The 23,429-nt window shown below is 65.0% G+C and carries 23 protein-coding genes; 10 read left to right on the top strand and 13 right to left on the bottom strand.

Translation table 11 applies throughout. From position 1 onward, the window contains the following. Nucleotides 1-54: 54 nt before the first annotated feature. From otnK to ltnD, 3 genes are read right to left on the bottom strand one after another with little or no spacing between them, the layout of a single operon-like run. Complete coding sequence (gene otnK, locus AC0L3X_RS29990; RefSeq protein WP_063984695.1) at nt 55-1,332, bottom strand: 3-oxo-tetronate kinase; 1,278 nt, start codon at nt 1,330-1,332, stop codon at nt 55-57. After that, a complete protein-coding gene (otnI, locus tag AC0L3X_RS29985) occupies nt 1,329-2,111 on the bottom strand; it encodes a 2-oxo-tetronate isomerase (protein ID WP_473317071.1) in 783 nt (260 codons plus the stop codon). The genes otnK and otnI overlap by 4 nt, the downstream gene beginning before the upstream one ends. 15 nt (nt 2,112-2,126) lie before the next feature. Continuing rightward, nucleotides 2,127-3,266 (bottom strand): L-threonate dehydrogenase, encoded by a 1,140-nt coding sequence (gene ltnD / locus AC0L3X_RS29980; protein ID WP_473317069.1) that lies wholly within the window; start codon nt 3,264-3,266, stop codon nt 2,127-2,129. Here ltnD and otnC point away from each other — a divergent pair. After that, nucleotides 3,150-3,824 (top strand): 3-oxo-tetronate 4-phosphate decarboxylase, encoded by a 675-nt coding sequence (otnC, locus tag AC0L3X_RS29975; protein WP_063984697.1) that lies wholly within the window; start codon nt 3,150-3,152, stop codon nt 3,822-3,824. The two genes, ltnD and otnC, sit on opposite strands and share 117 nt — an antisense overlap. Nucleotides 3,825-3,984: 160 nt before the next feature. Here otnC and AC0L3X_RS29970 read toward each other — a convergent pair whose 3' ends face one another. From AC0L3X_RS29970 to AC0L3X_RS29945, 6 genes are all read right to left on the bottom strand, one after another. Then, nucleotides 3,985-4,689 carry an ABC transporter ATP-binding protein gene (locus AC0L3X_RS29970; RefSeq protein ID WP_063984698.1) on the bottom strand — a complete coding sequence of 235 codons (705 nt, stop codon included), beginning with the start codon at nt 4,687-4,689 and terminating at the stop codon, nt 3,985-3,987. Next, nucleotides 4,673-5,404 (bottom strand): ABC transporter ATP-binding protein, encoded by a 732-nt coding sequence (locus tag AC0L3X_RS29965; RefSeq protein WP_028146884.1) that lies wholly within the window; start codon nt 5,402-5,404, stop codon nt 4,673-4,675. Before AC0L3X_RS29965 ends, AC0L3X_RS29970 begins: the two co-directional genes overlap by 17 nt. Further along, nucleotides 5,401-6,384, bottom strand: coding sequence for a branched-chain amino acid ABC transporter permease (locus tag AC0L3X_RS29960; protein WP_063984699.1), 984 nt, complete (start codon nt 6,382-6,384; stop codon nt 5,401-5,403). The genes AC0L3X_RS29965 and AC0L3X_RS29960 overlap by 4 nt, the downstream gene beginning before the upstream one ends. After that, nucleotides 6,384-7,262 carry a branched-chain amino acid ABC transporter permease gene (locus AC0L3X_RS29955; RefSeq protein ID WP_063984700.1) on the bottom strand — a complete coding sequence of 293 codons (879 nt, stop codon included), beginning with the start codon at nt 7,260-7,262 and terminating at the stop codon, nt 6,384-6,386. Before AC0L3X_RS29955 ends, AC0L3X_RS29960 begins: the two co-directional genes overlap by 1 nt. Before the next feature lie 150 nt (nt 7,263-7,412). Next, entirely contained in the window at nt 7,413-8,657 is a 1,245-nt protein-coding gene (locus AC0L3X_RS29950) for an ABC transporter substrate-binding protein (protein ID WP_063984701.1), read from the bottom strand. Nucleotides 8,658-8,746: 89 nt separating this feature from the next. Beyond that, on the bottom strand, nt 8,747-9,562 hold the full coding sequence (locus tag AC0L3X_RS29945) for a putative hydro-lyase (protein WP_063984702.1): 816 nt from the start codon (nt 9,560-9,562) through the stop codon (nt 8,747-8,749). 120 nt (nt 9,563-9,682) lie between these two features. On the opposite strand from AC0L3X_RS29945, the gene AC0L3X_RS29940 reads away from it, so the two are divergent. The 5 genes from AC0L3X_RS29940 (at nt 9,683) to AC0L3X_RS29920 (ending at nt 14,701) form a co-directional block, all read left to right on the top strand. Next, nucleotides 9,683-10,600: a LysR family transcriptional regulator gene (locus AC0L3X_RS29940; protein WP_063984703.1), complete on the top strand. Its 918-nt coding sequence runs from the start codon at nt 9,683-9,685 to the stop codon at nt 10,598-10,600. A gap of 32 nt (nt 10,601-10,632) precedes the next feature. Beyond that, nucleotides 10,633-11,883: a Zn-dependent hydrolase gene (locus AC0L3X_RS29935; RefSeq protein WP_063984704.1), complete on the top strand. Its 1,251-nt coding sequence runs from the start codon at nt 10,633-10,635 to the stop codon at nt 11,881-11,883. A gap of 12 nt (nt 11,884-11,895) precedes the next feature. Continuing rightward, a complete protein-coding gene (locus tag AC0L3X_RS29930) occupies nt 11,896-12,807 on the top strand; it encodes an NAD(P)-dependent oxidoreductase (RefSeq protein WP_063984705.1) in 912 nt (303 codons plus the stop codon). Nucleotides 12,808-12,818: 11 nt separating this feature from the next. Further along, a complete protein-coding gene (locus AC0L3X_RS29925; RefSeq protein ID WP_063984706.1) occupies nt 12,819-13,892 on the top strand; it encodes a malate/lactate/ureidoglycolate dehydrogenase in 1,074 nt (357 codons plus the stop codon). 167 nt (nt 13,893-14,059) lie between these two features. Further along, the gene (locus tag AC0L3X_RS29920; RefSeq protein WP_063984707.1) at nt 14,060-14,701 is read left to right on the top strand and encodes a suppressor of fused domain protein; all 642 of its coding nucleotides are present in this window, start codon (nt 14,060-14,062) and stop codon (nt 14,699-14,701) included. A 126-nt stretch (nt 14,702-14,827) separates the two neighbouring features. Here AC0L3X_RS29920 and AC0L3X_RS29915 read toward each other — a convergent pair whose 3' ends face one another. Beyond that, a complete protein-coding gene (locus AC0L3X_RS29915) occupies nt 14,828-15,901 on the bottom strand; it encodes a tartrate dehydrogenase (protein ID WP_063984708.1) in 1,074 nt (357 codons plus the stop codon). 159 nt (nt 15,902-16,060) lie between these two features. On the opposite strand from AC0L3X_RS29915, the gene AC0L3X_RS29910 reads away from it, so the two are divergent. After that, complete coding sequence (locus AC0L3X_RS29910; protein WP_063984709.1) at nt 16,061-16,837, top strand: SDR family oxidoreductase; 777 nt, start codon at nt 16,061-16,063, stop codon at nt 16,835-16,837. A 116-nt stretch (nt 16,838-16,953) separates the two neighbouring features. Next, a complete protein-coding gene (locus tag AC0L3X_RS29905) occupies nt 16,954-18,372 on the top strand; it encodes an amidase (protein ID WP_063984710.1) in 1,419 nt (472 codons plus the stop codon). 53 nt (nt 18,373-18,425) lie between these two features. Here the strand turns inward: AC0L3X_RS29905 and AC0L3X_RS29900 are convergent, their stop codons facing one another. The 3 genes from AC0L3X_RS29900 to AC0L3X_RS29890 all read right to left on the bottom strand — a co-directional run bounded on the left by AC0L3X_RS29900 (nt 18,426) and on the right by AC0L3X_RS29890 (nt 21,105). Further along, the gene (locus tag AC0L3X_RS29900; protein WP_135215961.1) at nt 18,426-18,608 is read right to left on the bottom strand and encodes a hypothetical protein; all 183 of its coding nucleotides are present in this window, start codon (nt 18,606-18,608) and stop codon (nt 18,426-18,428) included. A 197-nt stretch (nt 18,609-18,805) separates the two neighbouring features. Continuing rightward, nucleotides 18,806-19,915: an amino acid ABC transporter permease gene (locus AC0L3X_RS29895; RefSeq protein WP_231144412.1), complete on the bottom strand. Its 1,110-nt coding sequence runs from the start codon at nt 19,913-19,915 to the stop codon at nt 18,806-18,808. Between the two features lie 2 nt (nt 19,916-19,917). Next, nucleotides 19,918-21,105 (bottom strand): amino acid ABC transporter permease, encoded by a 1,188-nt coding sequence (locus AC0L3X_RS29890; RefSeq protein ID WP_283018531.1) that lies wholly within the window; start codon nt 21,103-21,105, stop codon nt 19,918-19,920. An 87-nt stretch (nt 21,106-21,192) separates the two neighbouring features. Between AC0L3X_RS29890 and AC0L3X_RS29885 the strand changes: the two genes are divergently transcribed. Continuing rightward, nucleotides 21,193-22,065, top strand: a complete 873-nt coding sequence (locus AC0L3X_RS29885) for a MurR/RpiR family transcriptional regulator (protein WP_063984714.1) — start codon at nt 21,193-21,195, stop codon at nt 22,063-22,065. 3 nt (nt 22,066-22,068) lie between these two features. Continuing rightward, entirely contained in the window at nt 22,069-23,418 is a 1,350-nt protein-coding gene (locus AC0L3X_RS29880; protein WP_063984715.1) for an aspartate aminotransferase family protein, read from the top strand. The last annotated feature ends 11 nt before the right edge of the window (nt 23,419-23,429 follow it).

Genomic DNA, 23,429 nt, shown 5'->3' with positions numbered 1-23,429 from the left:
CGTTCGAGTACGGAGCCTGAAAGAAATGAACAGGCAGCTAAGAACGTCCTGCGCTCAGCGCATGAGCCCAAGCGCGTCCGCGAAGAATTCCGGCCCGCCGAAATTTCCGGACTTCAGTGCGAGCAGCATATCGCCTGCTTCAGCGCCGACGGCGCGCAGCACCGGGACGCCCGCAGCGATCTCCGCGCCGACCAGGAAGCCGGGAATCCCGAGGCGATCGACGACGGCGCCGGAGGTCTCGCCGCCAGCCACGACCAGCCGACGGACGCCTGATTTCACTAGGTTTTCCGCAATGTCGGCCATCGCCTGCTCGATGGCGTGACCGGCTGCATCGCGGCCGTGGCGCGCCTGCAAGGCGGCGACCTGATCCGGTGTCGCGCTCGACGCGATCAGGACCGGACCGTCGGCTAAACGCGGCTTGGCCCAGGCGATCGCGCGCTGCACTTCGTCCGCTCCCGTAAGAATACGGTCCTGATCGAGATGGAGCACCGCCATGACGCGTTCGGCATTAGCGATCTGCTGAAGCGTCGCCTGCGAGCAGCTTCCGGCGAGGCAGGCCGCCGGTCCGCCGACGGCGGCGTCCGCCCCGCCGCTGCCAGCGGCCGACTTGACCTTGCCCGTCGAGACCAGAGCCCGCGCCAGTCCGAGGCCGATGCCGGAGGCGCCGACCGACAGCCGATGCTGGGCAGCGACGAGGCCGATGGCCTCGAGGTCGCGGTCGAACACGGCATCGATGATCGCGGCACCGATGCCCTTGCCTGACAATTCGGCAAGCCGAGCCCGCACGGCCTCCGCGCCGCGGGCGACGGTCGCGAGGTCGACGAGACCCACCTGCGTCTTGCTCTGGCGCGCCAGCACGCGCACCAGGTTGGAATCACGCATCGGGTTGAGCGGATGGTCCTTGAGCGGGCTCTCGTTCAGCGGCACGGCGCCGACGAACAGATTGCCCTGATAAACCGTGCGACCGGTCTCCGGGAAAGCCGGCGTCACCAGCACGACGGCCTCGCCGCTATCGGCGCGCAGCGCGTCCATCACCGGGCCGATATTGCCCGCATCGGTGGAATCGAAGGTCGAGCAGACCTTGAACAGCACATGGTGCGCCCCGCGGCCACGCAGCCATTTCTCCGCCGCACGCGAGCGCGACACGGCAAGGCCCGCCTCGATCGAGCGGCTCTTCAGCGACACCACGACGGCGTCGACCTCGGGCAGCGTGAGATCGTCCGCGGGCACGCCGATGGTCTGCACGGTACGCAGGCCCGCGCGCGTCAGCGTGTTGGCGAGATCGGAGGCGCCGGTATAGTCGTCGGCAATGCAACCCAGTGCGAGCGTCACGGCTTCACTCCCGCATAAGGCCTGAACCAGGCGAGGCCATCGGTGGTCTTGCCGCGCGGATTGTATTCGCAACCGACGAAGCCGGTATAGCCGAGCCGGTCGAGTTCGGTGAACAGGAAAGGATAGTTCAGCTCCTCGCCGTCGGGCTCGTTGCGCGAGGGGACGCTCGCGATCTGGATGTGCCCGATGATCGGCATCATCTCACGCAGGCGCATGGTGACGTCGCCGTGGATGATCTGGCAGTGATAGATGTCGAACTGGAGCTTCAGGTTCGCCAGTCTCAGCTCCTGGATCAGGTCGCGCGCGAAGCCGAAATCATTGAGGAAGTAGCCGGGCACATTGCGCGCATTGATCGGCTCGAGCACGATGTCGATGCCGTGCGGAGCGAAGAACTCCGCAGCCCACGCCACCGACTTGTAGAACGCCTCGATCGCGACCCGCTCGCCGCGGTTGGCAATGCCGGCCATCAAGTGCAGCCGCTTGACACCGGTCGCCTTGGCGTAAGGCAACGCGGTCTCCAGGCTCGCCTTGAGATCGGCGAAGCGCGCCGGCAGCGCCGCAAAGCCTTTCTCGCCGACGTTCCAGTCGCCCGGCGGCAGGTTGAACAGCGCCTGCGTCAAACCGTTGCGCTTGAGCCGCTCGCCGACCACCTCGGCCGGATGCTCGTAGGGAAAGAGGAATTCGACCGCGGTGAAGCCCGCTTGCGCAGCGGCGTCGAAACGGTCAAGGAACGGCACCTCGGTGAACATCATCGAGAGATTGGCGGCGAAACGGGGCATCGGAATCCTCTTGGCTTACTTGTCGCCGGGAAGTTTTACGCCGGTGACCTGCGCGTACATGCGCGCCACCGAGGCGTCGTCATCGCGGCCCATGCCGGCAGCTGATGTCATCAGGAACATCTGGAGCGCGGCGGCCGAGACCGGCACCGGGAATCGGGCGCTGCGCGCCATGTCCTGGATGATGCCGAGGTCCTTGACGAAGATCTCCACCGCGCTGCGCGGCGTGTAATCGCCGTCAAGCACGTGGGGCATGCGATTCTCGAACATCCAGGAATTGCCGGCTGAGGCCGTGATCACCTCATAGACCTTGCGGATGTCGAGGCCCTGCTTGGCCGCGAACGCCATCGCTTCGCTGGCGGCGGCGATATGCACGCCGGCGAGCAACTGGTTGATCATCTTGAAGGCGGCGCCCTGCCCTGCGGCATCGCCGAGCTCGTAGAGTTTTGCCGCCATGGCATCGAGCGCCGGCCGTGCCTTTGCAAAGGCAGCGGGACTGCCGGAGGCGAGGATCGTCAGCTCACCTTGGGCCGCGCGCTGCGCGCCACCGGAGATCGGCGCATCCAGATAGTGACGGCCGGTCGCCTCCAACTGCTTTGCGAGGCGACGGGCCACATCCGGGTCCATGGTGGCGGAGGACAGGAAGACGCTGTCCTTCGGCAGGGTCTCGGCGGCGCCATCCTTGCCGAACAGGATGGTCTCGGTCTGCGCGGCATTGACGACGACGCTGACGACGATGTCGGCGCCCTTGGCCGCTTCCGCCGGCGTGCTGGCGCCTGCGCCGCCGTCCTTCACGAAACGCGCCACCGCGTCGGCCGAGACGTCGCAGCCGGTCACGGCATGACCGGCGCGCTTCAGCGAGGTCGCCATGCCGAATCCCATCGAGCCGAGCCCGATGACCGCGATACGCTGATTTTGCGACGTGGAGGCGGACATGCAACTGACCCTTGCGAACGTTTCCTGGACGGCCGCCCTTTGCGGCGGCTCACTGATCCGAATAACACGGCTTGGCCGCGCTGCCAAAGCGTGAGACAAGCGGGCATGACGGCTATGAGCAACGAGACCCGGCTGCGTGAGGATATCTGCCGCTTCGGACGGTCCTTGTTCGAGCGCGGCCTGACACCGGGCTCTTCCGGCAATATCAGCGTCAAGATGCACGACGGGGGTTGGCTCGTCACCCCCACCAACGCCTCGCTCGGCTTCCTCGACCCGGCGCGACTGTCGCGGCTGGACGCACGGGGGCGCCTCCTCTCGGGCGATGCGCCGACCAAGGAAGTTCCGCTGCACAACGCGCTCTACGATACGCGCGAAAGCGCGCGGGCGATCGTGCATCTGCACTCCACCCATTCGGTCGCGCTCTCGATGCTGCCCGAGATCGACCCGCGCGCCGCGCTGCCGCCGATGACGGCTTATTATCTGATGAAATGCGGCGCCACTGCGCTTGTGCCCTATTACCGCCCCGGCGATCCCGCGGTTGCGGATGTGATCAAGGGACTGGCGGGCAAATATTCGTCCGTGCTGCTCGCCAATCACGGCCCGGTGGTCGCCGGCGACACGCTGGAGGCCGCGGTGTTCGCGACGGAGGAGCTGGAGGAGACGGCGAAGCTGTACCTGCTGCTGCGCGGGATGAACCCGCGGTATCTGTCGCCGGAGCAGGTGAAGGATCTGGTGAAGGTGTTCGGGGTGACGCTGCCGGAGCATGGGCATGAGCATTAGCGCCCTTCGATCATGGGCGGACTAACGACGCCTCATCCACCACAGTCATTCCCCGCGGAAGCGGGGAATCCAGTACGCCGCAGCTTCTCCGTATCCAACTAGCGTCTCTGGAATACTGGATCGCCCGCCGGCGCGGGCGATGACACCGACCAGGTAGTAACTACAGCCCCAGATACGCCTTCCGTACGTCCGGGTTCCCCCTGATCTCCTCTGCCGGGCCCTGCATCAGCACGCGGCCGGTTTGCAGGATGTAGGCGCGGTCGGCGATCTCCAGGCACTCGGCCATGCGCTGCTCGACGATCAGCACAGTCATGCCGGCGTCGCGGATGCGCAGTACCGCCTGGAAGATTTCGTCGACCAGCTTCGGCATGATACCTTGCGAGGGCTCGTCCAGCATCAACAGCCGCGGGCGCGTCATCAGCGCGCGGCCGATCGCGAGCATCTGCTGCTCGCCGCCGGAGAGCGTCTCGGCGCGCTGCTCCAAACGTTCCTGGAGACGCGGGAACAGTGTGAAGACGAGATTGAGCGGCCCCTCGCGGTCGGCGTCACCGCGGTACAGATAACTGCCGAGGCGCAGATTGTCGCGCACCGACAGGCGCGGGAACAGGCGGCGGTTCTCCGGCACATAGGCGATGCCGGTGGCGGTGATGTGATGCTGCGCCATGCCGTCGAGACGCTTGCCGTCGAACGTCACCGTGCCCGAACGCGGACGCTCGGCGCCGGCGATGGATTTGAGCAGCGTCGACTTGCCCGCGCCGTTGGCGCCAGCGACGCAGACGATCTCGCCCTTCTGGACCTCGATCGAGACCGCCGAGATCGCGACCAGACCCTGATAGGCGGTCGTGACTTCATGCACCGACAGCATGACGATCTCCCAGATATGCGCTGATCACCTTGGGATCGCGGACGACGTCGGAAGGCTTACCCTCGACCAGCACCTTGCCGAGGTCGAGCACGATGGCGCGGTCGACCAGCGGCATCACGATCTCCATGACATGCTCGACCATCAAAACGGTGATGCCGGCATCGCGCACCTTGCGCACCAGCGCGACGCCGGTCTGCGCCTCGGTCGGCGTCAGGCCGGTGAGAACTTCGTCCAGCAGCAGCAGCTTTGGTTCGGTCGCCAGCGCACGGGCGACTTCGAGGCGGCGTTTCTCGGCCGGCACGAGGTCGCTCGCGAGCACGTCGGCGCGTGCGGCAAGGCCGGTGAATTCGAGCACCTCATGCGCCTTGCGGCGCGCCTCGCGCATCACAGTGTTGCGCACGAGAGCACCGACGATGACGTTGTCGATGACAGTCATGGTCTCAAAGCTCTTGACCACCTGGAAGGTGCGCCCGACGCCACGCTGGCAGCGTTCGGCCGCCGGCATGTTGGTGACATCCTCGCCGTCGAACCAGATCGACCCTTGCGTCGGCGGCAAGACGCCGGCGATGAGATTGAACAGCGTCGACTTGCCGGCACCGTTCGGCCCGATCAGACCGACGATCTCGCCGCGGCCGACCGAGATCGAGACATCGCTGTTGGCGACGAGGCCGCCAAACCGCTGCCAGACGCCGCGGGTTTCAAGGAGCGCAGTCATCGCGTGGCTCCTCTTGCCTTCGAACGGGAGAACAGGCTCACCAAGCCTCGCGGCAGGGCCAGCGAGATCGCAACGATCAGCGCGCCATAGACGATGAGGTCGACGCCGCGGCCGGAGCCACCGATATAGGAGCGCGTCAGCTCCGTCATCGGGATCAGGATGGCAGCCCCAAGCACAGGCCCCCAGAGGGTGCCGATGCCGCCGAGCACGGCCGGCAGCGCCATCAGCAGCGAGAACTGGAAGCCCATCACGCTTTCAGGATCGATATAGGCGAGAAACTGCGCATAGAACGCGCCCCCGATGGCGACGAGGAAGGCGGAGACCGCGGCCGCGCCCATCTTGGAGTTGAACACGACGACGCCGAGGCTCTCGGCCGCTTCCGGATTGTCCTTCACCGCGCGCCACCAAAAGCCCCATTTGGAGTCCTCCAGCCACCAGGTGACGAACCAGGCGAGGCTGCACAGCACCAGCGCGAAATAGAAGTACGGCAGCTTGCTGCGCATGAACTGGAATTTCAGCCAGCTGTCGCCGCGCACGGGAACGGTGATTCCCATCGCAGCCCCCGCCCATTCCCAGTTCTGGAACAAGAGCAGTCCGATCTCGGCGATGACGATGGTCGCGATCACGAAGTAATGGCCGCGCAGGCGGAAGAAGGGATAGCCGAGCCCCATTGCGATGATCGCCGCAATCACGCCGCCGGCGAGCATGCCGAACCAGGGCAGCACGCCGAACTTGGTGAACAGCAGCTCGGTGGTGTAGGCGCCGATGCCGAAATAGAGCGCGTGCCCCAGCGAGATCTGCCCGCAATAGCCGGACAGGATGTTCCAGCTCTGCGACAGCGCCGCATACATCAGGGTCAGGATCAGGATGTTCTGGACGTAAACATCCTTGATCAACAGCGGAGCCAGCGCTGCGAGCCCGGCCAGCACTGCGGCGATGATGAGATCGCGGCGGCGCCGCGCTGCAAAAGCCTTGTCCATCACATCGACCCGAACAGGCCACGCGGCCGGATGAAGACGACGAGGAGATAGACGGCATAGATGCCGACGGACTTCAGCGATGGCGGCAACACCAGCGCGGTCACCGCTTCGACCAGGCCAACAATGATGCCGCCGGCGAAGGCGCCGAACACGCTGCCGAAGCCGCCGAGCGCCACGGTGACGTAGGCGATCAGCGCGAACGACGCGCCGACATCGGGATAGATGTAGAAGAACACCGCCATGATCGCACCGGCGAGACCGACCAGCGCGGCGCCGAGGCCCCAGCCGAACGCGAACACGCGGTTCTTGTCGATGCCGACGAGCGCGACGGCGCCGGGATCCTCGCGGGTGGCTTCCAGCGCGCGGCCGAAGTCGGTGCGGTGGATGAAGAGGTAGAGCCCGGCGAAGGCCGCGATCGAGACCAGCGCACCGATGAGCTGCGGCTCGGGCAGGAAGATGCCGGCGACCGAGATGGTTTTACCGCCGAGCCAGGACTGTGGAATGCTGCGATAGTCCGGCGTGAAGAAGTACTGCGCGAGGCCGCGCATCACGATCGCAAGGCCGAAAGTCGTGAAGATCTGCACCATGCCGGCATTGGCCTTGGCCCGCATGGCGAAGCGTACAAGGAGTAGATAGACCACCGCTCCGAACACGAACATCGCCGCGGCGACCAATGGGGCCGACAGCAGGGGATCGATCGCGAAGAACGCGAACAGAAAGAAGGACAGGTACATCGCGAGCATCAGGAATTCGCCATGGGCGAAGTTCGTGACGTCCATCAGGCCGAAAATCAGCGCGAGGCCGACCGCGATCAGTCCGTAAAGCAGGCCCATCAGAAGGCCGCTCGCGAGACTCTGGATAATGGCTTGAGCTGTCAAAAGTCGTCCCCCGAAATAGATCCTCATCCTGAGGAGCGCGCACCAGCGCACGTCTCGAAGGATGGCCCAGCCCTCGTCCTTCGAGACGCGGGCTACGCCCGCTCCTCAGGATGAGGGCGGGAGCTACGTCCGAGCTCCCGCTTCCCAATCTTACTTCATCGGCCAGATCGCTTCCGCGATCGCGGCCTGCGGCGGGAAGATGGTGACGAACTTGCCGCCGACATATTGCAGCAGCACCGGGTCGGCGTCGTTGTTCTGGCCGGCCTCGTCGAACTTGACGCGCTTCCAGGGCATGATGGTCTGCTCGCCCGGGATGTCGGTCGCGGCCAGTGCATCGCGGATCTTCTCGCCGTCGGCCGACTTGGCGCGGTTGATGGCGTCGGCCAGGATGATCAGGCCCATGAACTGGCGCGAGGTCAGGTCGTTGAAGTCCTTGCCCGAGCGCGCCTTGAACATCTCGTTGATCTTGCCGACCATGGGACGCTTCTGCGCGAGATCGAGCGAGAAGGTGCCGCGCGAGATCACGCCTTCGAGCTTGTCGCCGACGGCATCATAGAGCGCCTTCTCCGAGAAGCCGGCGTCCTGCGCCACGATCGCGTTCGGCTTGTAGCCGAGCTCGCCCATGGTCTTGACGAGCAGGATGCCGTCCGTGGTGTAGCTCGAGGGCATCAGCACGTCGGCATTGGCGCTCTTGAGCTGCTGCACTTCGGCCGACAGCGACGGCGAATTGGCGCGATACTTGATGTCGGAGACGATCTTGTAACCGCGCTCGCCGGCGATCTTGGCCTGGGCGTTGCCGGAATCGGTGCCGAAGATGGTGTCCTCGTGGAACAGCGACAGCGTCTCGATCTTGGTGCCCTTCTTCTTCAAAGCATCGAAGAAGTCGAACATCGCAGCCGAGTACATCTCGTCATGCGGGGCGGCGCGGAAGTAATATTTGAGGCCGCGGCGATGCAGGCTCGGCGAGGAGTTGTCGGCGGAGACGAACGGGATCTGGTAGCGCTCGCAGATCTGGCTGACGGTGACGGCGACCGCGCTTTGATAGGTGCCGATGATCGCGGAGACCTTCTCCTGCGTGATCAGGCGCTCGGCCTCGGCGCGGCCCTTTTGCGGATCGGCCTGGTGGTCGGCGAACACGAGGCGGACTTTTGCGCCGCCGAGGCCCGGCAGACCCTCGCCCTTGGCCAGCGGCAGATCGAAATCGGTGTCCTTGTTGATGACCTCGAGCGCGGTCTCATAGGCCTTCTGCGCGTCGACGCCCTGCTGCGCGCTGCCGCCGGAGAACGGATAGATCACGCCGATCACGACCTCGGAGGTCTGGGCGCGTGCAGCGAGCGGCACCAGCGCGGCAGTGGCTGTGGCACCAAGCAGCACGTCGCGGCGAGAGATCGTCATGGCAAAGTCCCCTGTTACTAAATTTCGACTGATCGAATGGAGCGATTGATGGACGCGGTAAAGCCCGAAGAAGCAGCAAACGCTGCCTACTAAATCACGGCCATGTTCCGGTTCTTCAGATCCGTCACCAGCATCAGGCCGGGCGAATGCGTGATCGCGAACGGCAACCTGGCGGCGTTGATCACCGATTGCGGCGTCACGCCGCAGGCCCAGAACACCGGGATCTCGTCGTCGGCGACGGGCACGGGATCGCCGTAATCCGGCTTGGCGAGATCCTTGATGCCGATCAAATGCGGATGCCCGAGATGCACGGGGGCACCGTGCACGGCGGGATAACGCGAGGTGATCTGCACCGCGCGGATCGCATCGGCCGGCTTGAACGGACGCATCGACACCACCATGGGACCGGCGAACGGACCGGCCTCGCCGCAGGCGATGTTGGTGCGGTACATCGGCACGCGCACGTTCTGCTCGATGTGGCGGATCGGCATGCCCTCGTCGAGCAACGCCTCTTCGAACGAGAACGAGCAGCCGAGCACGAAGGTCACGAGATCGTCGCGCCAATGCTTGGTCACGTCGGTCGGCTCGTCGACCACCTCGCCGTCGCGCCAGATGCGATAGCGCGGCACGTCGGTGCGGATGTCGAGATCGGCGCCGAGCGCGGGGATGTGCGGGCTGCCGACATCGGACATGCCGATGATCGGGCACGGTTTCGGATTGAGCTGGCAGAAGCGGTGAAAGGCGCTGGCATATTCGGCCGGCAGGATCGCCAGATTGCCCTGGACGAAGCCGGGAGCGACGCCGGCGGTAGATCCGACCTGGCCGCCGCGATAGGCGAGCCGTGCCAGGCGGCTCGGGAGCGTGTCGGGCGTTTCAGTTTGCTGCGCTGCCACCAAAACAGTCATTTGATCGACCTGCCTATAAACTCGACAAAGACAGCCAACACCAAGCATGCTATAAAGTCTAATCTTCCTTTCTAATCGATATCGATAAATTCAATTTATCGATCGGGAAAATCCTTCTCAATGCTGGACTTCAGGTCGATCGAAACCTTTCTCTGGGTTGTGAAGCTCGGCAGCTTTCGCGGCGCCGCAGCACGGCTCAATACGACCCAGCCGGCGATCTCCCAGCGCATCGCCCAGCTCGAGCGCGAGATGGGCGTGAAGCTCCTCAACCGCGATCATCGCGTTGCTTCGCCGACGCCGAGCGGCCGGCAGATGATGGTCTATGCCGAGAAGCTGATCGGTCTGAGGGCGGCGATGATCGCCGAGATCGGCGATCGCTCGGCGATGCGCGGCGTGATGCGCCTCGGCGTCGCCGAGACCATCGTGCACACCTGGCTGCCGCGGCTCGTCAAGAGCATGAACGAAGTCTATCCGAACCTGTCGCTGGAGATCGAGGTCGACATCACGCCGAACCTCACTGCGCGCCTGCTCGCGCAGGAAATCGAGCTCGCCTTCGTGGTGGGGCCGCTGTCGGCGTCGGGCGTCCACAATCGCGTGCTCGCGGATTATCCGATCGGCTTTCTCGCAAGCCCCTCGCTCGGGCTCGGCGACGGCCCGGTGACGCGCGCCGACCTCGCGCGGTTTCCGATCATCACCTTCCCGCGCAAGACCAGGCCCTACGAGGTCGTGCGCGAAGTCTTCGACCGGCCGGAGCTGCCGCCGATCCGGCTGCATGCGTCCGCATCGCTGGCGACGGTCATCCACATGGCGGTCGAAGGGCTCGGCATCGCCGTGATCCCCGACGCCATCGTCGAGAACGAGCTCGCCGACGGGCGGTTGCAACTGCTCCAAACCGATCTCGCCATAGCGCCGCTGACATTCACGGCGAGCTGGCTCGCCTCGCCTGACGTCGTCGCGGTGGAGCGCGTCGCCGAGCTCGCACGGCAGATTGCGCAGAGCAGCCTCGCGGTTGACGAGTCCGCGCCGGCGCGTCATTGAAAAAGGCGCCGGACAACCGAGAGACCGACCGCATGAGCCGAGCCGCCACCAATCTGCAAATCGATTCCGCCCGCCTCTGGGGCTCCATCCACGAGACCGCCCAGTTTGGCGGGACGGCCAAGGGCGGCGTACGGCGGCTGACGCTGAGCAGCGAAGACAAGCAGGTGCGCGACTGGTTCCGCAAGGCTTGCGAGGACGCCGGCCTCGATGTGCACACCGATGCGCTCGGCTCACAGTTCGGCCTGCGCAAGGGCCGCGACATGACGAAGCTGCCCGTCGGGATCGGCTCGCATCTCGACACCCAGCCGACCGGCGGCAAGTATGACGGCATTCTGGGGACGCTCGGCGCGCTGGAAGTGATCCGCACGCTGAACGACGCAGGCATCGAAACCGAAGCGCCGATCTGCGTCGTCAACTGGACCAACGAGGAAGGCTCGCGCTTCGCACCGGCGATGATGGCCTCCGCCGCTTACGTCGGCGATTTCACCACCGATGACATCCTGTCGCGCAAGGATATCGACGGCACTTCCGTCAGCCAGGCGCTCGACAGCATCGGCTATCGCGGCGACAAGCCGGTCGGCTTCCAGAAGCTCGGCTGCTTCGTCGAATTGCACATCGAGCAAGGTCCGATCCTCGAGGCCGAGGGCAAGACCATCGGCGTGGTCGATTCCGGCCAGGGCGTGCTCTGGTACGACGGCAAGATTTCCGGCTTCGAGAGCCATGCCGGATCGACGCCGATGCCGCTGCGGCGCGATGCGCTCGCGACGCTCTCCGAAATCGTGCTGGCGATGGAGGCCATTGCGAAGAAGCATGGGCCCAAAGCAGTCGGCACCATCGGCGAGGCCGTGATCGCAAATCCCTCGCGCAACGTCATTCCCGGCGAGATCGCCTTCACCATGGATTGCCGCAGCGCGGATGGCGCCATCATGGACGCGCTCGATCGCGATCTGCGCGCCGCCATTGCCGAGATCGCCGCGCGCCGCAAGGTCGAGGTCAAGATCGACCTGGTCTGGCGCAAGCCGCCGACGCATTTCGATCCCAAGCTGATCGCGGCGGTCGAGAACGCGGCGAAGACGCTCGGCTATTCCTCTCGCCGCATCACCTCCGGCGCCGGCCACGATGCCTGCAACCTCAACACCGTCATGCCGGCGGCGATGGTGTTCGTGCCTTGCAAGGACGGCATCAGCCACAACGAGCTGGAAGACGCCACGCAGCCCGACTGCGCCGCGGGCACCAACGTGCTGATGCATACCGTGCTGGCGATCGCCGGCGTCGCGTCCTGATCGGAGAGAGCCATGCGCGGAGTTTTCGTCGACGCCAACGAAGCCCTCGCCGTGATCATGGAGCGGCTCGGGAAGCCCGGCGACCCCGAGGTGCGGATCCACAGGGATCCCGACATCAAGCCCGAACAATATCCTGAAGTCCTCGATGGCGCCGAGATCGCCATCGTCGACCACACCGCGCTGCCGACCGAGGTCGCGAAGACATGCACAGGCCTGAAGCATGTCGTGTTCCTCGGCACCGGCGCGCGCAGCTACATGAATCCGGAAGAGCTCGCCGAGCTCGGCATCTCCGTGCACCTGATCAAGGGGTATGGCGACACGGCAGTCGCGGAGTCCGCGATCGCCCTGATGTGGGCCTCCGCCCGCGTCATCGCGATGATGGACCGCGAGATGCGCGTCGGCAATTGGCTGCGCGAGGACGGCATGCAGCTAACCGGCAAGACGCTCGGCCTGATCGGCTTCGGCGGCATCGCCGCGGAAGTCGCACGCATTGCGGTCGGCTCAGGCATGAAGGTGATCGCCTGGAACCGGTCGCCAAAGAGCCATCCGGGCGTCGAGTTCACCGATCTCGACACGCTATTGGCGAGAAGCGACGTCGTGTCGCTGCATCTGCTGCTCAACGACGAGACCCGCGGCATGATTACGCGCGAGAAGATTTTTGCGATGAAGCCCGGTGTCATCCTGATCAACACCGCGCGTGCCGCCGTCGTCGACGAGACCGCGATGATCGACGCGCTGAAGTCCGGCCACATCCGCCATGCCGGCCTCGACGTCTTCAACATCGAGCCCCTGCCCGGCGACCATCCGTTGACGAAGATTCCGAACGTGACGCTGTCGGCGCATTCGGCCTTCCGCACGCCGGAAGCGAGCGAGAACCTGATTGAAGCGGCATGGGTCCATTGCCGCCGGATCGTGAAGGGATAAAAGCAACAACAATGGCCGACTATCGCACCATCAAGGCACAGCCGCTCACCAATGTCGTCCGTGCCATCGTCAAGGCGGGCGGATCTACGGACCGCGAAGCCGAGCTCGTGTCCACCAACCTCGTCGAGGCCAATCTTAGAGGACATGACTCGCACGGCGTCGGCATGATCCCGCGCTATGTCCAGAGCGTCACCACGGGCGGCCTCGCCGTGAACCAGCACGTCAAGATCGTGCTCGACACCGGTCCGCTTCTCACCCTGGACGGCCTCACCGGCTATGGCCAGGTGATCGGCCATGAGGCGATGGAGCTGGCGGCAGAGCGCGCCAAGCGCAACGGCGTGTGTCTCGTCGGCCTCTCCAACTCGCACCACATCGGCCGCATCGGCCATTGGGCCGAGCAGTGCATCGACCACGGGCTGGTCTCGATCCACTTCGTCAACGTGATCTCGCGCCCGATCGTGGCGCCGTGGGGCGGCAGCGATGCGCGCCACGGCACCAACCCGTTCTGCGTGGGCATCCCGCGCAGGGGCAAGGACCCGATCGTGCTCGACTTCGCCACCAGCAGGATCGCGCAGGGCAAGACCCGCGTCGCCCACAACAAGGGCGTCGAGCTCGAGCCCGGCACCATTATCGACAACGAAGGCAAGCCCACCGTCAATCCGCGCTACACCGTGATCCCGCCGCACGGCGCCATCCTGCCGTTCGGCGAGCACAAGGGCTCGGGGCTCGCACTGGTGTGCGAAATCCTCGGCGGGGCGCTCTCCGGCGGGCAGGTGGTCAAGGGCCCGTCCGACGGCAAGTACAACGTCCTCAACGGCATGCTCTCGATCGTCATCGACCCGAACAAGCTCGGCACCGGCGACAACCTTGCGAGCGAGGTCGAGAGTTTTGTTGCCTGGCACACCGGCTCGCCGCCCGCTCCCGGCATCGACAAGGTGAAGATCGCCGGCGATCCCGAGCGCGAGACCAGGAAGAAGCGTCTGGCCGAAGGCATTCCGGTCGACCCGACCACCTGGCAGGAAATCCTGGAGGCCGGGACGAAGTTCGGACTGGACCAGGCTGCGATCGAGAAGATCGCGGGCTAGTCGGGAACGAAGCGCATCGCTGAGAATAGCCCGGCCAAGTGCACTATCGCGCAACGAGGTCTGGACTAAAGCGAAGCATCACCGCACTCGTGGAGCGGATTTGAACCGGCCCGCGTCGTCTCACGACAACGCGAATATCCCGGTCCACATCCGCCCCCGAGGTTCACATGTTCTCCCGTCTTGCAAAGCTCATGTCCGGCTCGAGCGAGCCGTTACCCGAAATCGACTTCTACCGGCACCGGCTCGCGATCTATGAAAGCGAGCTGGGCGAGCCCGAGCACAGCTTCACGGACAGCGCGGAGCGCCGCATCGACATCCACGCCTTTGGCCGCGATTTCGTGCCGGTGTGCGAAGAGGGATCTGACGAAGGTTATGTGCTTCTGACCAACGGCATGAGCGAACAGCGAATGCCGGGGGTGCATGGCGACGCAAAGCCACGTGCCGAGCTGATGTGGTATGTCCGGGAGCCGACAGAGGAGGTTTGCGCCAATCTGCGCTGGCTCGCCAATCTGCCGTTCATCGACACGACCTGGTTCGGTTTTGGTCATCGCGTCGCGCTGCCGTGTCCGCCGGTTGCAGGAACGGACTTCCAGACGTTCCTGTTTCTCACACCGATCATCGGCCCCGATAAGCAGATCGCCGAGGCGCTGGAGATCGCGTGCGATCCCGTGGAGATCCTGACCGTGAACCTGATCTCGCATCAAGAGCTCGGCCTCATCAAGTCCCAGGGACTCGACCCGTTTCTCGATCTGCTCGACGAGAACGATTATCCGCCGATCTTCGATCCGACGCGGAAATCGTATGTGTAGGGTGGGTTAGCCCTGCAACTGCGCGAAGCGCAGTTGCTCGGCGTAACCCACCTCTTCTGTCTCCGCGGATACGAGCAGTGGTGGGTTACGCCTTCGGCTAACCCACCCTACGCAGCTCGCCCCGCCTCAATCCACCATATCCGCGACCGCCTTGCCGCAGGCGGTGGTGTCGGCGTTGCCGCCGAGATCCTTGGTGCGGAGCGTGCGTTCGGCGAGGGTGCGCTCGATCGCATCGACGATCGACTTACCGGCCTCCTTCTCGCCGAGGTGCTCGAGCATCATCGCGCCGGACCAGATCGCGCCGATCGGGTTGGCGATGCCCTGCCCCGCAATGTCGGGCGCCGAGCCGTGCACCGGCTCGAACACCGAGGGGAAATCGCCCTCGGGATTGATGTTGCCCGATGGCGCGATGCCGATGGTGCCGGTGCAGGCCGGGCCGAGATCGGAGAGGATGTCGCCGAACAGATTCGAGCCGACCACGACGTCGAACCAGTCCGGATGCAGCACGAAGTTCGCGGTCAGGATGTCGATGTGGTACTTGTCCCACTTCACGCCCGGAAACTTCTTCGCCATCGCCTCCACGCGCTCGTCCCAATAGGGCATGGTGATGGAGATGCCATTGGACTTGGTCGCCGAGGTCAGGTGCTTCTTCGGCCGCGACTGCGCGAGCTCGAAAGCGAATTTCAGGATGCGGTCGACGCCGATGCGGGTCATCACCGTCTGCTGCGTCACGAACTCGCGGTCGGTGTCCGGGAACATGCGGCCGCCGACGGAGGAATATTCACCTTCGGTGTTCTCTCGCACCACCCAGAAATCGATGTCGCCGGGCTTGCGGTTCGCCAGCGGCGACGGCACGCCGGGCATCAGCCGCACCGGGCGCAAATTCACATACTGGTCGAACTCGCGGCGAAACTTGATCAGCGACCCCCACAGCGAGACGTGATCCGGAATCTTGGCCGGCCAGCCGACGGCGCCGAAATAGATCGCGTCATGCTTGCCGATCTTTTCTTTCCAGTCGTCCGGCATCATCTGGCCGTGCTTCTCGTAATAGTCCCAGGACGAGAAGTCGAAATGGTCGAAATGCAGGGACACCCCGTGCTTCTTCGCCGCTGCCTCCAGAACGCGCAGGCCCTCGGGCATCACTTCCTTGCCGATGCCGTCGCCGGGAATGACTGCAATCCGGTATTGTTTCTTGCTCATCGAGAACGTCCCTGGTTGGTCCGGCAGCCGCCGCCTTTTTGACCGCACTGCAATGGACCAAACTCGGCAGCAGTGCAACGCTGCACTGCAATGTTGACCGTGGCGCGGCCGAGCGCCTACTGGTTTGATCCTGATGTTCCCACCGAGCGAGTACCCTTCATGGATCTGCATCTGCGTGGCAAGCGCGTCCTGATCACAGGCGCGTCCAAAGGCATTGGCGCAGCCGCCGCCGAGGCGTTTGCCGAGGAAGGCGCAAACCTCCTGCTCGCCGCCCGCAGCGGCGACCAGCTCAAGGCGCTGGCGGACCGCCTGCGCTCCGCGCACCAGATCGATGCCGCGACGAGCATCGTGGACCTGCGCAAGGCCGAGGATTTGGCGCGGCTCGCGAGGGAAGCCGCCGACATCGACGTGCTCGTCAATAATGCCGGCGACATCCCCGGCGGCTCGATCGACAAGATCGACGAGGCGACCTGGCGGCACGCCTGGGAATTGAAAGTGTTCGGCTACATCAACCTGACGCGGCAGATCTACGCGCAGATGAAGGCGAAGGGCGGCGGCGTCATCGTCAATGACATCGGCGCGGCCGGCGAAAAATTCGATGCCAATTACATCTGCGGCAGCGCCGGCAACGCCGCATTGATGGCCTTCACCCGCGCGCTCGGCGGCAAGAGCCTCGCCGACAACATCCGCGTGGTCGGCATCAATCCCGGCCCGGTCGGCACCGATCGCCACGTCACCCTGCTCAAGACGCGGGCAAAGCACCAATTCGGCGACGAGAGCCGCTACAAGGAATTCCAGAAGAGCCTGCCGCTCGGCCGGCCCGCGCATGCGCGCGAGATCGGCGATCTCATGGCGTTCCTGGCGTCCGATCGCGCCGGATATACGTCGGGGGTCATCTATACCGTGGATGGCGGCATCAGCGCGGGCTGGGGTTAACTCTATCCGCGTCATTGCAAGCGCAGCGAAGCTATCCAGATTGCCATCTCAGGTACATTTCTGGATTGCTTCACTGCGCTCGCAATGACGATTGAATAAGCACAGGAGTAGAATAGTTGTCTCAAGACCTGATCCGCGAAACGGCCTGCGCCGTCGTCGATAAGCTGCGATCCGGCGACGTCTCGCCGCTCGAGCTTCTGGATGTGCTGGAGAAGCGCATCGGTGAGGTCGACGGCAAGGTCAACGCGCTGCCGACGCTATGCTTCGACCGCGCGCGAGACAACGCCAAGGCGCTGATGCAGAAGCCGGCCGGAGCCCGCGGGCTGCTCGCGGGCCTGCCGGTACCGATCAAGGACCTGACCGATGTCGCGGGCGTGCTGAACACACAGGGTTCGCCAATCTTCAGGGACAATGTGCCCAAGCAGTCCGATCTCATGGTCGAGAACCTCGAAGGCAATGGCGCGGTCGTCTACGCCAAGTCGAACACACCGGAATTCGGCGCCGGCGCTAACACCTTCAACGAAGTGTTTGGCGCGACGCTCAATCCCTGGGATACGACGAAGTCTGCGGCCGGCTCCTCCGGTGGCGCGGCGGTGGCGCTGGCCACCGGCATGGCCTGGCTCGCCCAGGGCTCCGACATGGGCGGCAGCCTGCGCAGCCCCGCGGCGTTCTGCGGCGTCGTCGGCATGCGGCCGAGCATCGGGCGCGTCGCACATACGCCCAAATCGGCGATCGACCGCAATCTCGGCGTGGTGGGGCCGATGGCGCGCAACGTCGAGGATCTTGCGCTGCTGTTGGATGCCATGAGCGGTGACTATGCGGACGACCCGCTGTCGCTGCCCGCACCTGCGACCTCGTTCCTGTCGGCGGCGCAGTCAGGCAAGAAGCCGAAGCGCATCGCCTATTCGCCCGATCTCGGCATCACCCCGGTCGATCCCGAGGTCAAGGCGATCACGCGCAAGGCCGCTGAACGCTTCGCGGAGGCCGGCGCGATCGTGGAGGAAGCGCATCCGGACTGGCGCGAGGCGCATGAATGCTTCCACGTCCTGCGCGCCTTCGATTTCGCGATCACCAAGGCCAATCTGCTGCGGACCAAGCGCGACCTCCTGAAGCCCGAGGTGATCTGGAACATCGAGGAAGGCCTCAAGCTCACCGTCGAGCAGCTCGCGCGCGCCGAGGCGCAACGCGTCGGCATGACCGCGCGCGCGATCGAGTTCTTCAAAAACTACGACCTGCTGTTGACGCCAACCACGATCGTGCCGCCCTTCCCGATCGAGCACCGCTATGTCGCCGAATGCGCCGGCAAGAAGTTCGAGAACTATGTCGAATGGCTCGGCATCGTCTACGCTATCACGCTCGCCTGCTGCCCGTCGCTGTCGCTGCCCTGCGGCTTCACGGCGTCTGGCCTCCCGGTCGGCGTACAGGTCGTCGGTGCCCCGCGCGCGGATGCGCAGGTGATCGCCGGCGCGAAGGTATTGGAAGATATTCTGGGTCTGCGCGGCTCCACGCCGATCGATCCCAAGGTGAAGGCCTGACGCGAGCCGCACCGGCGGGGACTTGGCCGTCCCCGCCGTGCGCCGGTCAGACCCTAGTCGTTCGCTTTCGGCCCGCCGTGATACCGATGCGCATCGTATCCGGCCTCATCCGTTGGAGCGGCGAAGGCGAAGGAGTTCGGATGCGTTTCCGACATCTGGGCGGTGGCCGCCGAAGCCATGTGCGAGTGATTCATTGCCTCGTGGGCAGAGGCGGCGGAGCAAAGCGCGACCAGCATGGCCGACGCTGCGAGAACTGATTTCATCATGATGTGACGTGCCTCTTGTGAGTGCCACCAGCAAATTGCAGATGGATCTCGCCGCGTAGGATTGCCAGTTTGAATCCAGGCACGCGATATAGGCGCGGCATAAGCATTTCGCGCTCCAGTATAGGCTTCCAGCGTTTCTGGCTCGCTCCCGCGGCGGGGAAAGCCGCTCACCTCGAGGCGGTATTCGCCTCCAGGCCGCGACTGTACCGCGACATCGCAAAGCAAAAGACAAAGTAGATCGCGGCGACGAAGATGTAGACCTCGACCGAGAATTGCTGCCAGGCCGGATCGATGATCGCGGTCTTGGCCGTCGTCAGCAGGTCGAAGATGCCGATGATCAGGACTAGGCTGGTGTCCTTGAAAAACGCGATGAAGGTGTTGACCAGCGGCGGGATGACGTGGCGGATCGCCTGCGGCAGCACGATCAGACGATGCTTGCGCCAGTAGGACAGCCCGAGCGCATCGGCGGCCTCATATTGCCCGCGCGGCACGGCCTGGAGGCCGCCGCGGATGACTTCGGCAAGATACGCGCCCGCGAACAGGATGATGGCGATCTGCGCGCGCAGCAGCTTGTCGATATTGAAGCCGCTCGGCATGAACAGCGGAAACATCACGCTCGCCATGAACAACAGGCTCACCAGCGGCACGCCGCGGATCAGTTCGACATAGAGCACGCTGAGCGAGCGGATCGCCGGCAGCTTTGAGCGCCGGCCGAGCGCGACGAGGATGCCGAGCGGGAAACCAAAGGCCAATCCAAACGTCGCCAGGATCAGTGTCACCGGCAATCCGCCCCAACGGTCCTGCGAGACGAAGGAGAGGCCGAACACGCCGCCCCACATCAGTACGCTGATCAGCGCCAGCGCGCCGATCCAGATATAGGCCAGCTCGCGCCGCCACAGGGCGCGGCGGGTGGAGAGATAGAACAGCGCGATGAACAGCACCACCGACAGCGCCGGCCGCCACTGCTCGTCGAACGGATAGGTGCCGAACAGTATGAAGCGATATTTTTCGGGGATGATCGCCCAGCAGGCACCGAGGCCGCGCGCGGCGCGGCAGGCGCTGGAGTCGTTTGCCGGCGTGAGCCACACGGCATTCGCGATGCCCCACTGCACGAAGCTGAAGATGCCCTTGGCGAGGACTGCCAGCAACACGACCGAAAGAATAGCGTTCGGGATCGACGAGAACAAATTGGTGCGGAGCCAGCGCAGCACCGGGTTGCCCATCTGCGGGCGGCGGGCAGCGCGCGGGGCGTCCGGAATATCGGCGATCGCCGTCATGATCAGCGCTCCACCAGCGCGATGCGCGAATTGTACCAGTTCATGAAGAAGCTGATGCAGAGGCTGATGGTCAAGAACACCGCCATGATCAGCGCGATGGCCTCGATCGCCTGCCCGGTCTGGTTCAGCGTGGTATTGGCGACAGACACGACGTCCTGGTAGCCGATCGCGACCGCGAGCGAGGAGTTCTTGGTCAGGTTGAGGTACTGGCTCGTCATCGGCGGCACGATGACGCGCAGCGCCTGGGGCAGGATGATCTGCCGCAGCATGAAGCTGCGGCGCAAGCCGAGCGCATTGGCGGCATCCCATTGTCCGCGCGGCACGGACTGGATGCCGCTGCGCACGATCTCGGCAATGAAGGCCGAGGTGTAGGTCACGAGCGCGATCAGCAGCGCGAAATACTCCGGCGCGAGCGTCAGCCCGCCGACGAAGTTGAAGCCGCGCAGCTCCGGCCATTCGATCTTCCAGGACACACCAAGCGCCACCGACATTGCCGCCGGCAGCGCGACGATGAGGCCAACCGCAAAGGGCCACGCCGGCCGCGGCTTGCCGTCGCGCATCTGCTGCGCGATCAGCCATCGCCTGATGAGATAGAACACGGCAAGCCCGAGCACGGCTGTACCGAGCACCCAGAGCTGCGGCGAGCCGACCGGAATCGCCGGCAGGATCAGGCCGCGATTGGACAGAAATACGCCCTCGACCGGCCGCCAGGCCGCGCGCGCGGCCGGCAGCGCCTGCATCAACACGTACCAGAACAAGAGCTGAAGCAGCAGCGGGATGTCGCGGAGCGTTTCGACATAGACGGCGGCGAGCCGCGACAACAGCCAGTTGGCGGAGAGACGCGAAATGCCGATCAGCGTGCCCAGGATCGTCGCGAGCACGATGCCGATCACGGCGACGCGCAAGGTGTTGGCGATGCCGACGACGAAGGCCCACAGGTACGTGTCTCTCGGATTATAAGAGAGCAGGCTGTCGGCGATCGGCATGCCGGCTTCCCGGCCGAGGAAAGCGAAGCCGGTGGTGATGCGGCGGGCCGAGAGATTGGTGACGGTGTTGCACCAGAGGAAGGCGACAACCCCAAGCACGATTCCGACGACGAGCACCTGCCAGAACAGGCCTTGCAGCTCTCGGCGGCCAAATCCGCCGAAGAAGCGACGGCGGGGCGGCGGTCTTGGACTGTCTGAAGTCACAGCACAAAAATCCTTCTGGCGAGCAACGATTTCCGGCGGCGCACGTCAACTGTTGCACCAATCTTAAAAGCGTGCAACAAATGTTTCATGGCCGAGCCCACGAAATCCTCGCCCTTGAGCGAACTGCGCATTGCGTTGCCATCGCTCCCCCTGCGCCTGCAGGAGGTCGGCCGCTTCGTTGCCGCCAATGACTACGACGCCACCACCCGTTCGATGCGCGATCTCGCCGCCGAGGCCGGCGCCGACCCGGCTGCATTCACGCGGCTTGCCAAGGCCATCGGCTATTCCGGCTGGGACCAGTTGCGCGCGGCACTCACCGAAGCGCGGCGGCCTTCGCAGATCTCACCTTTCTCGGGCCGCGCCAAGAGCCGCCGTCACGGCCCGAACGCCGATGTCGCGCTCGTCACCGACAAGCTCGAGGCCGAGGGCGCCGGCCTTCTGCGCATTCCGGCCCAGCCGATTGCGGATGCAGCCCGCGCGCTGCACGACGCCAAGCGTATCTGGATTGCCGGTTACCGAAGCTGCCGGAGCGTCGCGGAGCTCTTGAACTACGAGCTCCGGCTGTTCCGTCCCGAACAGGTGCAACTCGTCGGCGCATCCGGCCCCGACGATCTCGATCTCGGCGCCTTTCGTACCGGCGAAGCCGTCATCGTCATCGGCTTCCTGCCCTACACGCATGCGAGCGTCCGCGTTGCGCAGGCCGCCCATCGTGCCGGCGCAGCGCTGATCGCGATCGCGGACAGCCTCTCAGCGCCGATGGCAGAAGGCGCCGACCACGTGCTGCTGTTCGAGGCGGCCTCGTCCCCCGGCTTCTTCCCGAGTCTCACGGGTGCCATCGCGATTGCGCAATCGCTCGCGGCGGTCACATTCTCGCTCGGCGGCACGGCCGCGAAGAAGCGCCTGGAAACCACCGAGGCGCGGCTCGCCGCGGCCTCCACATACATTTCAGAGAAAGGTTGACCCATGGCCGCTCGCACCAGCCGCGTGCTGCACCGTTCGTTGCGCGAAACGCCACCCAAGGCGATCGGCGGCGAAGGCGTCTATCTTTTCGCCGAGGACGGGCGGCGCGTGATCGACGCCTCCGGCGGCGCAGCCGTCTCCTGCCTCGGCCATCAGCATCCGCGCGTGATCGCGGCGATGGCAAAACAAGCCTCGACGCTGGCCTATGCGCACACCGCCTTCTTCTCCTCCGAGCCGGCCGAGGCGCTGGCCGAGACGCTGGTCGGGCATGAACCCGGCGGTCTCGCCTACGCCTATTTCGTCAGTGGCGGATCGGAGGCGATCGAAGCCAGCATCAAGCTGGCGCGGCAATATTTCATCGAGCGCGGCGAGCCGCAGCGGCAGCACTTCATTGCGCGGCGGCAGAGCTATCACGGCAACACGCTCGGCGCGCTCGCCGCCGGTGGCAATACCTGGCGGCGCGCGCCCTATGCGCCCCTGCTGTCCGGTGCCTTCAGCCATGTGACGCCGGCCTTCGCCTATCACGAGAAGCACGAGGGCGAATCCGATGCGCAGTTCGTGGCGCGACTGGCCGCGGAGCTCGAAGCCGAATTTCAGCGGCTTGGCCCCGACACCGTCGCCGCGTTCCTCGCCGAGCCCGTCGTCGGTGCCACCGCCGGTGCGGTGACGGCACCGGACGGCTACTTCAAGGCGGTGCGCGAGATCTGCGACCGGCATGGCGCCCTCCTCGTCCTCGACGAAGTCATGAGCGGCATGGGCCGCACCGGCACGACGCACGCCTGGGAGCAGGAGGGCGTTGCTCCGGATATCCAGGCGATCGCAAAGGGTCTCGGCGGCGGCTATCAGCCGATCGGCGCGATGCTCGCGAGCGGCAAGATCATCGACACCATCCGCTCGGGCTCCGGCGCGTTCCAGCATGGCCACACCTATCTGGCGCATCCCCTCGCCTGCGCAGCCGCGCTCGCGGTGCAGGATGTGATCCGCGAGGACCGCCTGCTAGACCGCGTCAAGGAGCGCGGCAAGCAACTCGAGCAGCGCCTGACCGAGCGCTTCGGCAATCACCGCCATATCGGCGACATCAGGGGCCGCGGCCTGTTCTGGGCGATCGAGCTCGTCGCCGATCGCGCCGGCCGCACCTCGTTCGATCCCGCGCTCAAGCTGAACCAGAAGATCAAGGCGGAAGCCTTCGCCAACGGGCTCGGCTGCTATCCCGGTGGCGGTACCGTGGACGGCGCCCGTGGCGACCATGTGCTGCTGGCGCCGCCCTATATCGCTTCGGCTGCCGAGATCGATCTGATCGTCGACAAGCTCGGCACCGCCGTCGACAACGTGTTGCGTAGTGTCAATCACTGAGGGGAGAGTCA

This window comes from Bradyrhizobium sp. MI1.7 (genome assembly GCF_055811795.1).
The sequence above is the reverse complement of the archived record's forward strand: the minus strand, read 5'-3'. Positions and strand labels throughout refer to the sequence as shown.

Excerpts from the sequence above, each read along its gene's own strand:
- AC0L3X_RS29925 (WP_063984706.1), top strand. The coding sequence starts at position 12,819 with ATGGCCGACTATCGCACCATCAAGGCACAGCCGCTCACCAATGTCGTC.
- AC0L3X_RS29965 (WP_028146884.1), bottom strand. The coding sequence starts at position 5,404 with ATGACTGCGCTCCTTGAAACCCGCGGCGTCTGGCAGCGGTTTGGCGGC.
- AC0L3X_RS29940 (WP_063984703.1), top strand. The coding sequence starts at position 9,683 with ATGCTGGACTTCAGGTCGATCGAAACCTTTCTCTGGGTTGTGAAGCTC.
- AC0L3X_RS29900 (WP_135215961.1), bottom strand. The coding sequence starts at position 18,608 with ATGCTGGTCGCGCTTTGCTCCGCCGCCTCTGCCCACGAGGCAATGAAT.
- AC0L3X_RS29885 (WP_063984714.1), top strand. The coding sequence starts at position 21,193 with ATGGCCGAGCCCACGAAATCCTCGCCCTTGAGCGAACTGCGCATTGCG.
- otnI (WP_473317071.1), bottom strand. The coding sequence starts at position 2,111 with ATGCCCCGTTTCGCCGCCAATCTCTCGATGATGTTCACCGAGGTGCCG.
- AC0L3X_RS29935 (WP_063984704.1), top strand. The coding sequence starts at position 10,633 with ATGAGCCGAGCCGCCACCAATCTGCAAATCGATTCCGCCCGCCTCTGG.
- AC0L3X_RS29960 (WP_063984699.1), bottom strand. The coding sequence starts at position 6,384 with ATGGACAAGGCTTTTGCAGCGCGGCGCCGCCGCGATCTCATCATCGCC.
- AC0L3X_RS29970 (WP_063984698.1), bottom strand. The coding sequence starts at position 4,689 with ATGCTGTCGGTGCATGAAGTCACGACCGCCTATCAGGGTCTGGTCGCG.
- AC0L3X_RS29895 (WP_231144412.1), bottom strand. The coding sequence starts at position 19,915 with ATGACGGCGATCGCCGATATTCCGGACGCCCCGCGCGCTGCCCGCCGC.
- AC0L3X_RS29945 (WP_063984702.1), bottom strand. The coding sequence starts at position 9,562 with ATGACTGTTTTGGTGGCAGCGCAGCAAACTGAAACGCCCGACACGCTC.
- AC0L3X_RS29910 (WP_063984709.1), top strand. The coding sequence starts at position 16,061 with ATGGATCTGCATCTGCGTGGCAAGCGCGTCCTGATCACAGGCGCGTCC.
- AC0L3X_RS29880 (WP_063984715.1), top strand. The coding sequence starts at position 22,069 with ATGGCCGCTCGCACCAGCCGCGTGCTGCACCGTTCGTTGCGCGAAACG.
- AC0L3X_RS29950 (WP_063984701.1), bottom strand. The coding sequence starts at position 8,657 with ATGACGATCTCTCGCCGCGACGTGCTGCTTGGTGCCACAGCCACTGCC.
- AC0L3X_RS29915 (WP_063984708.1), bottom strand. The coding sequence starts at position 15,901 with ATGAGCAAGAAACAATACCGGATTGCAGTCATTCCCGGCGACGGCATC.
- AC0L3X_RS29920 (WP_063984707.1), top strand. The coding sequence starts at position 14,060 with ATGTTCTCCCGTCTTGCAAAGCTCATGTCCGGCTCGAGCGAGCCGTTA.
- otnC (WP_063984697.1), top strand. The coding sequence starts at position 3,150 with ATGACGGCTATGAGCAACGAGACCCGGCTGCGTGAGGATATCTGCCGC.
- AC0L3X_RS29930 (WP_063984705.1), top strand. The coding sequence starts at position 11,896 with ATGCGCGGAGTTTTCGTCGACGCCAACGAAGCCCTCGCCGTGATCATG.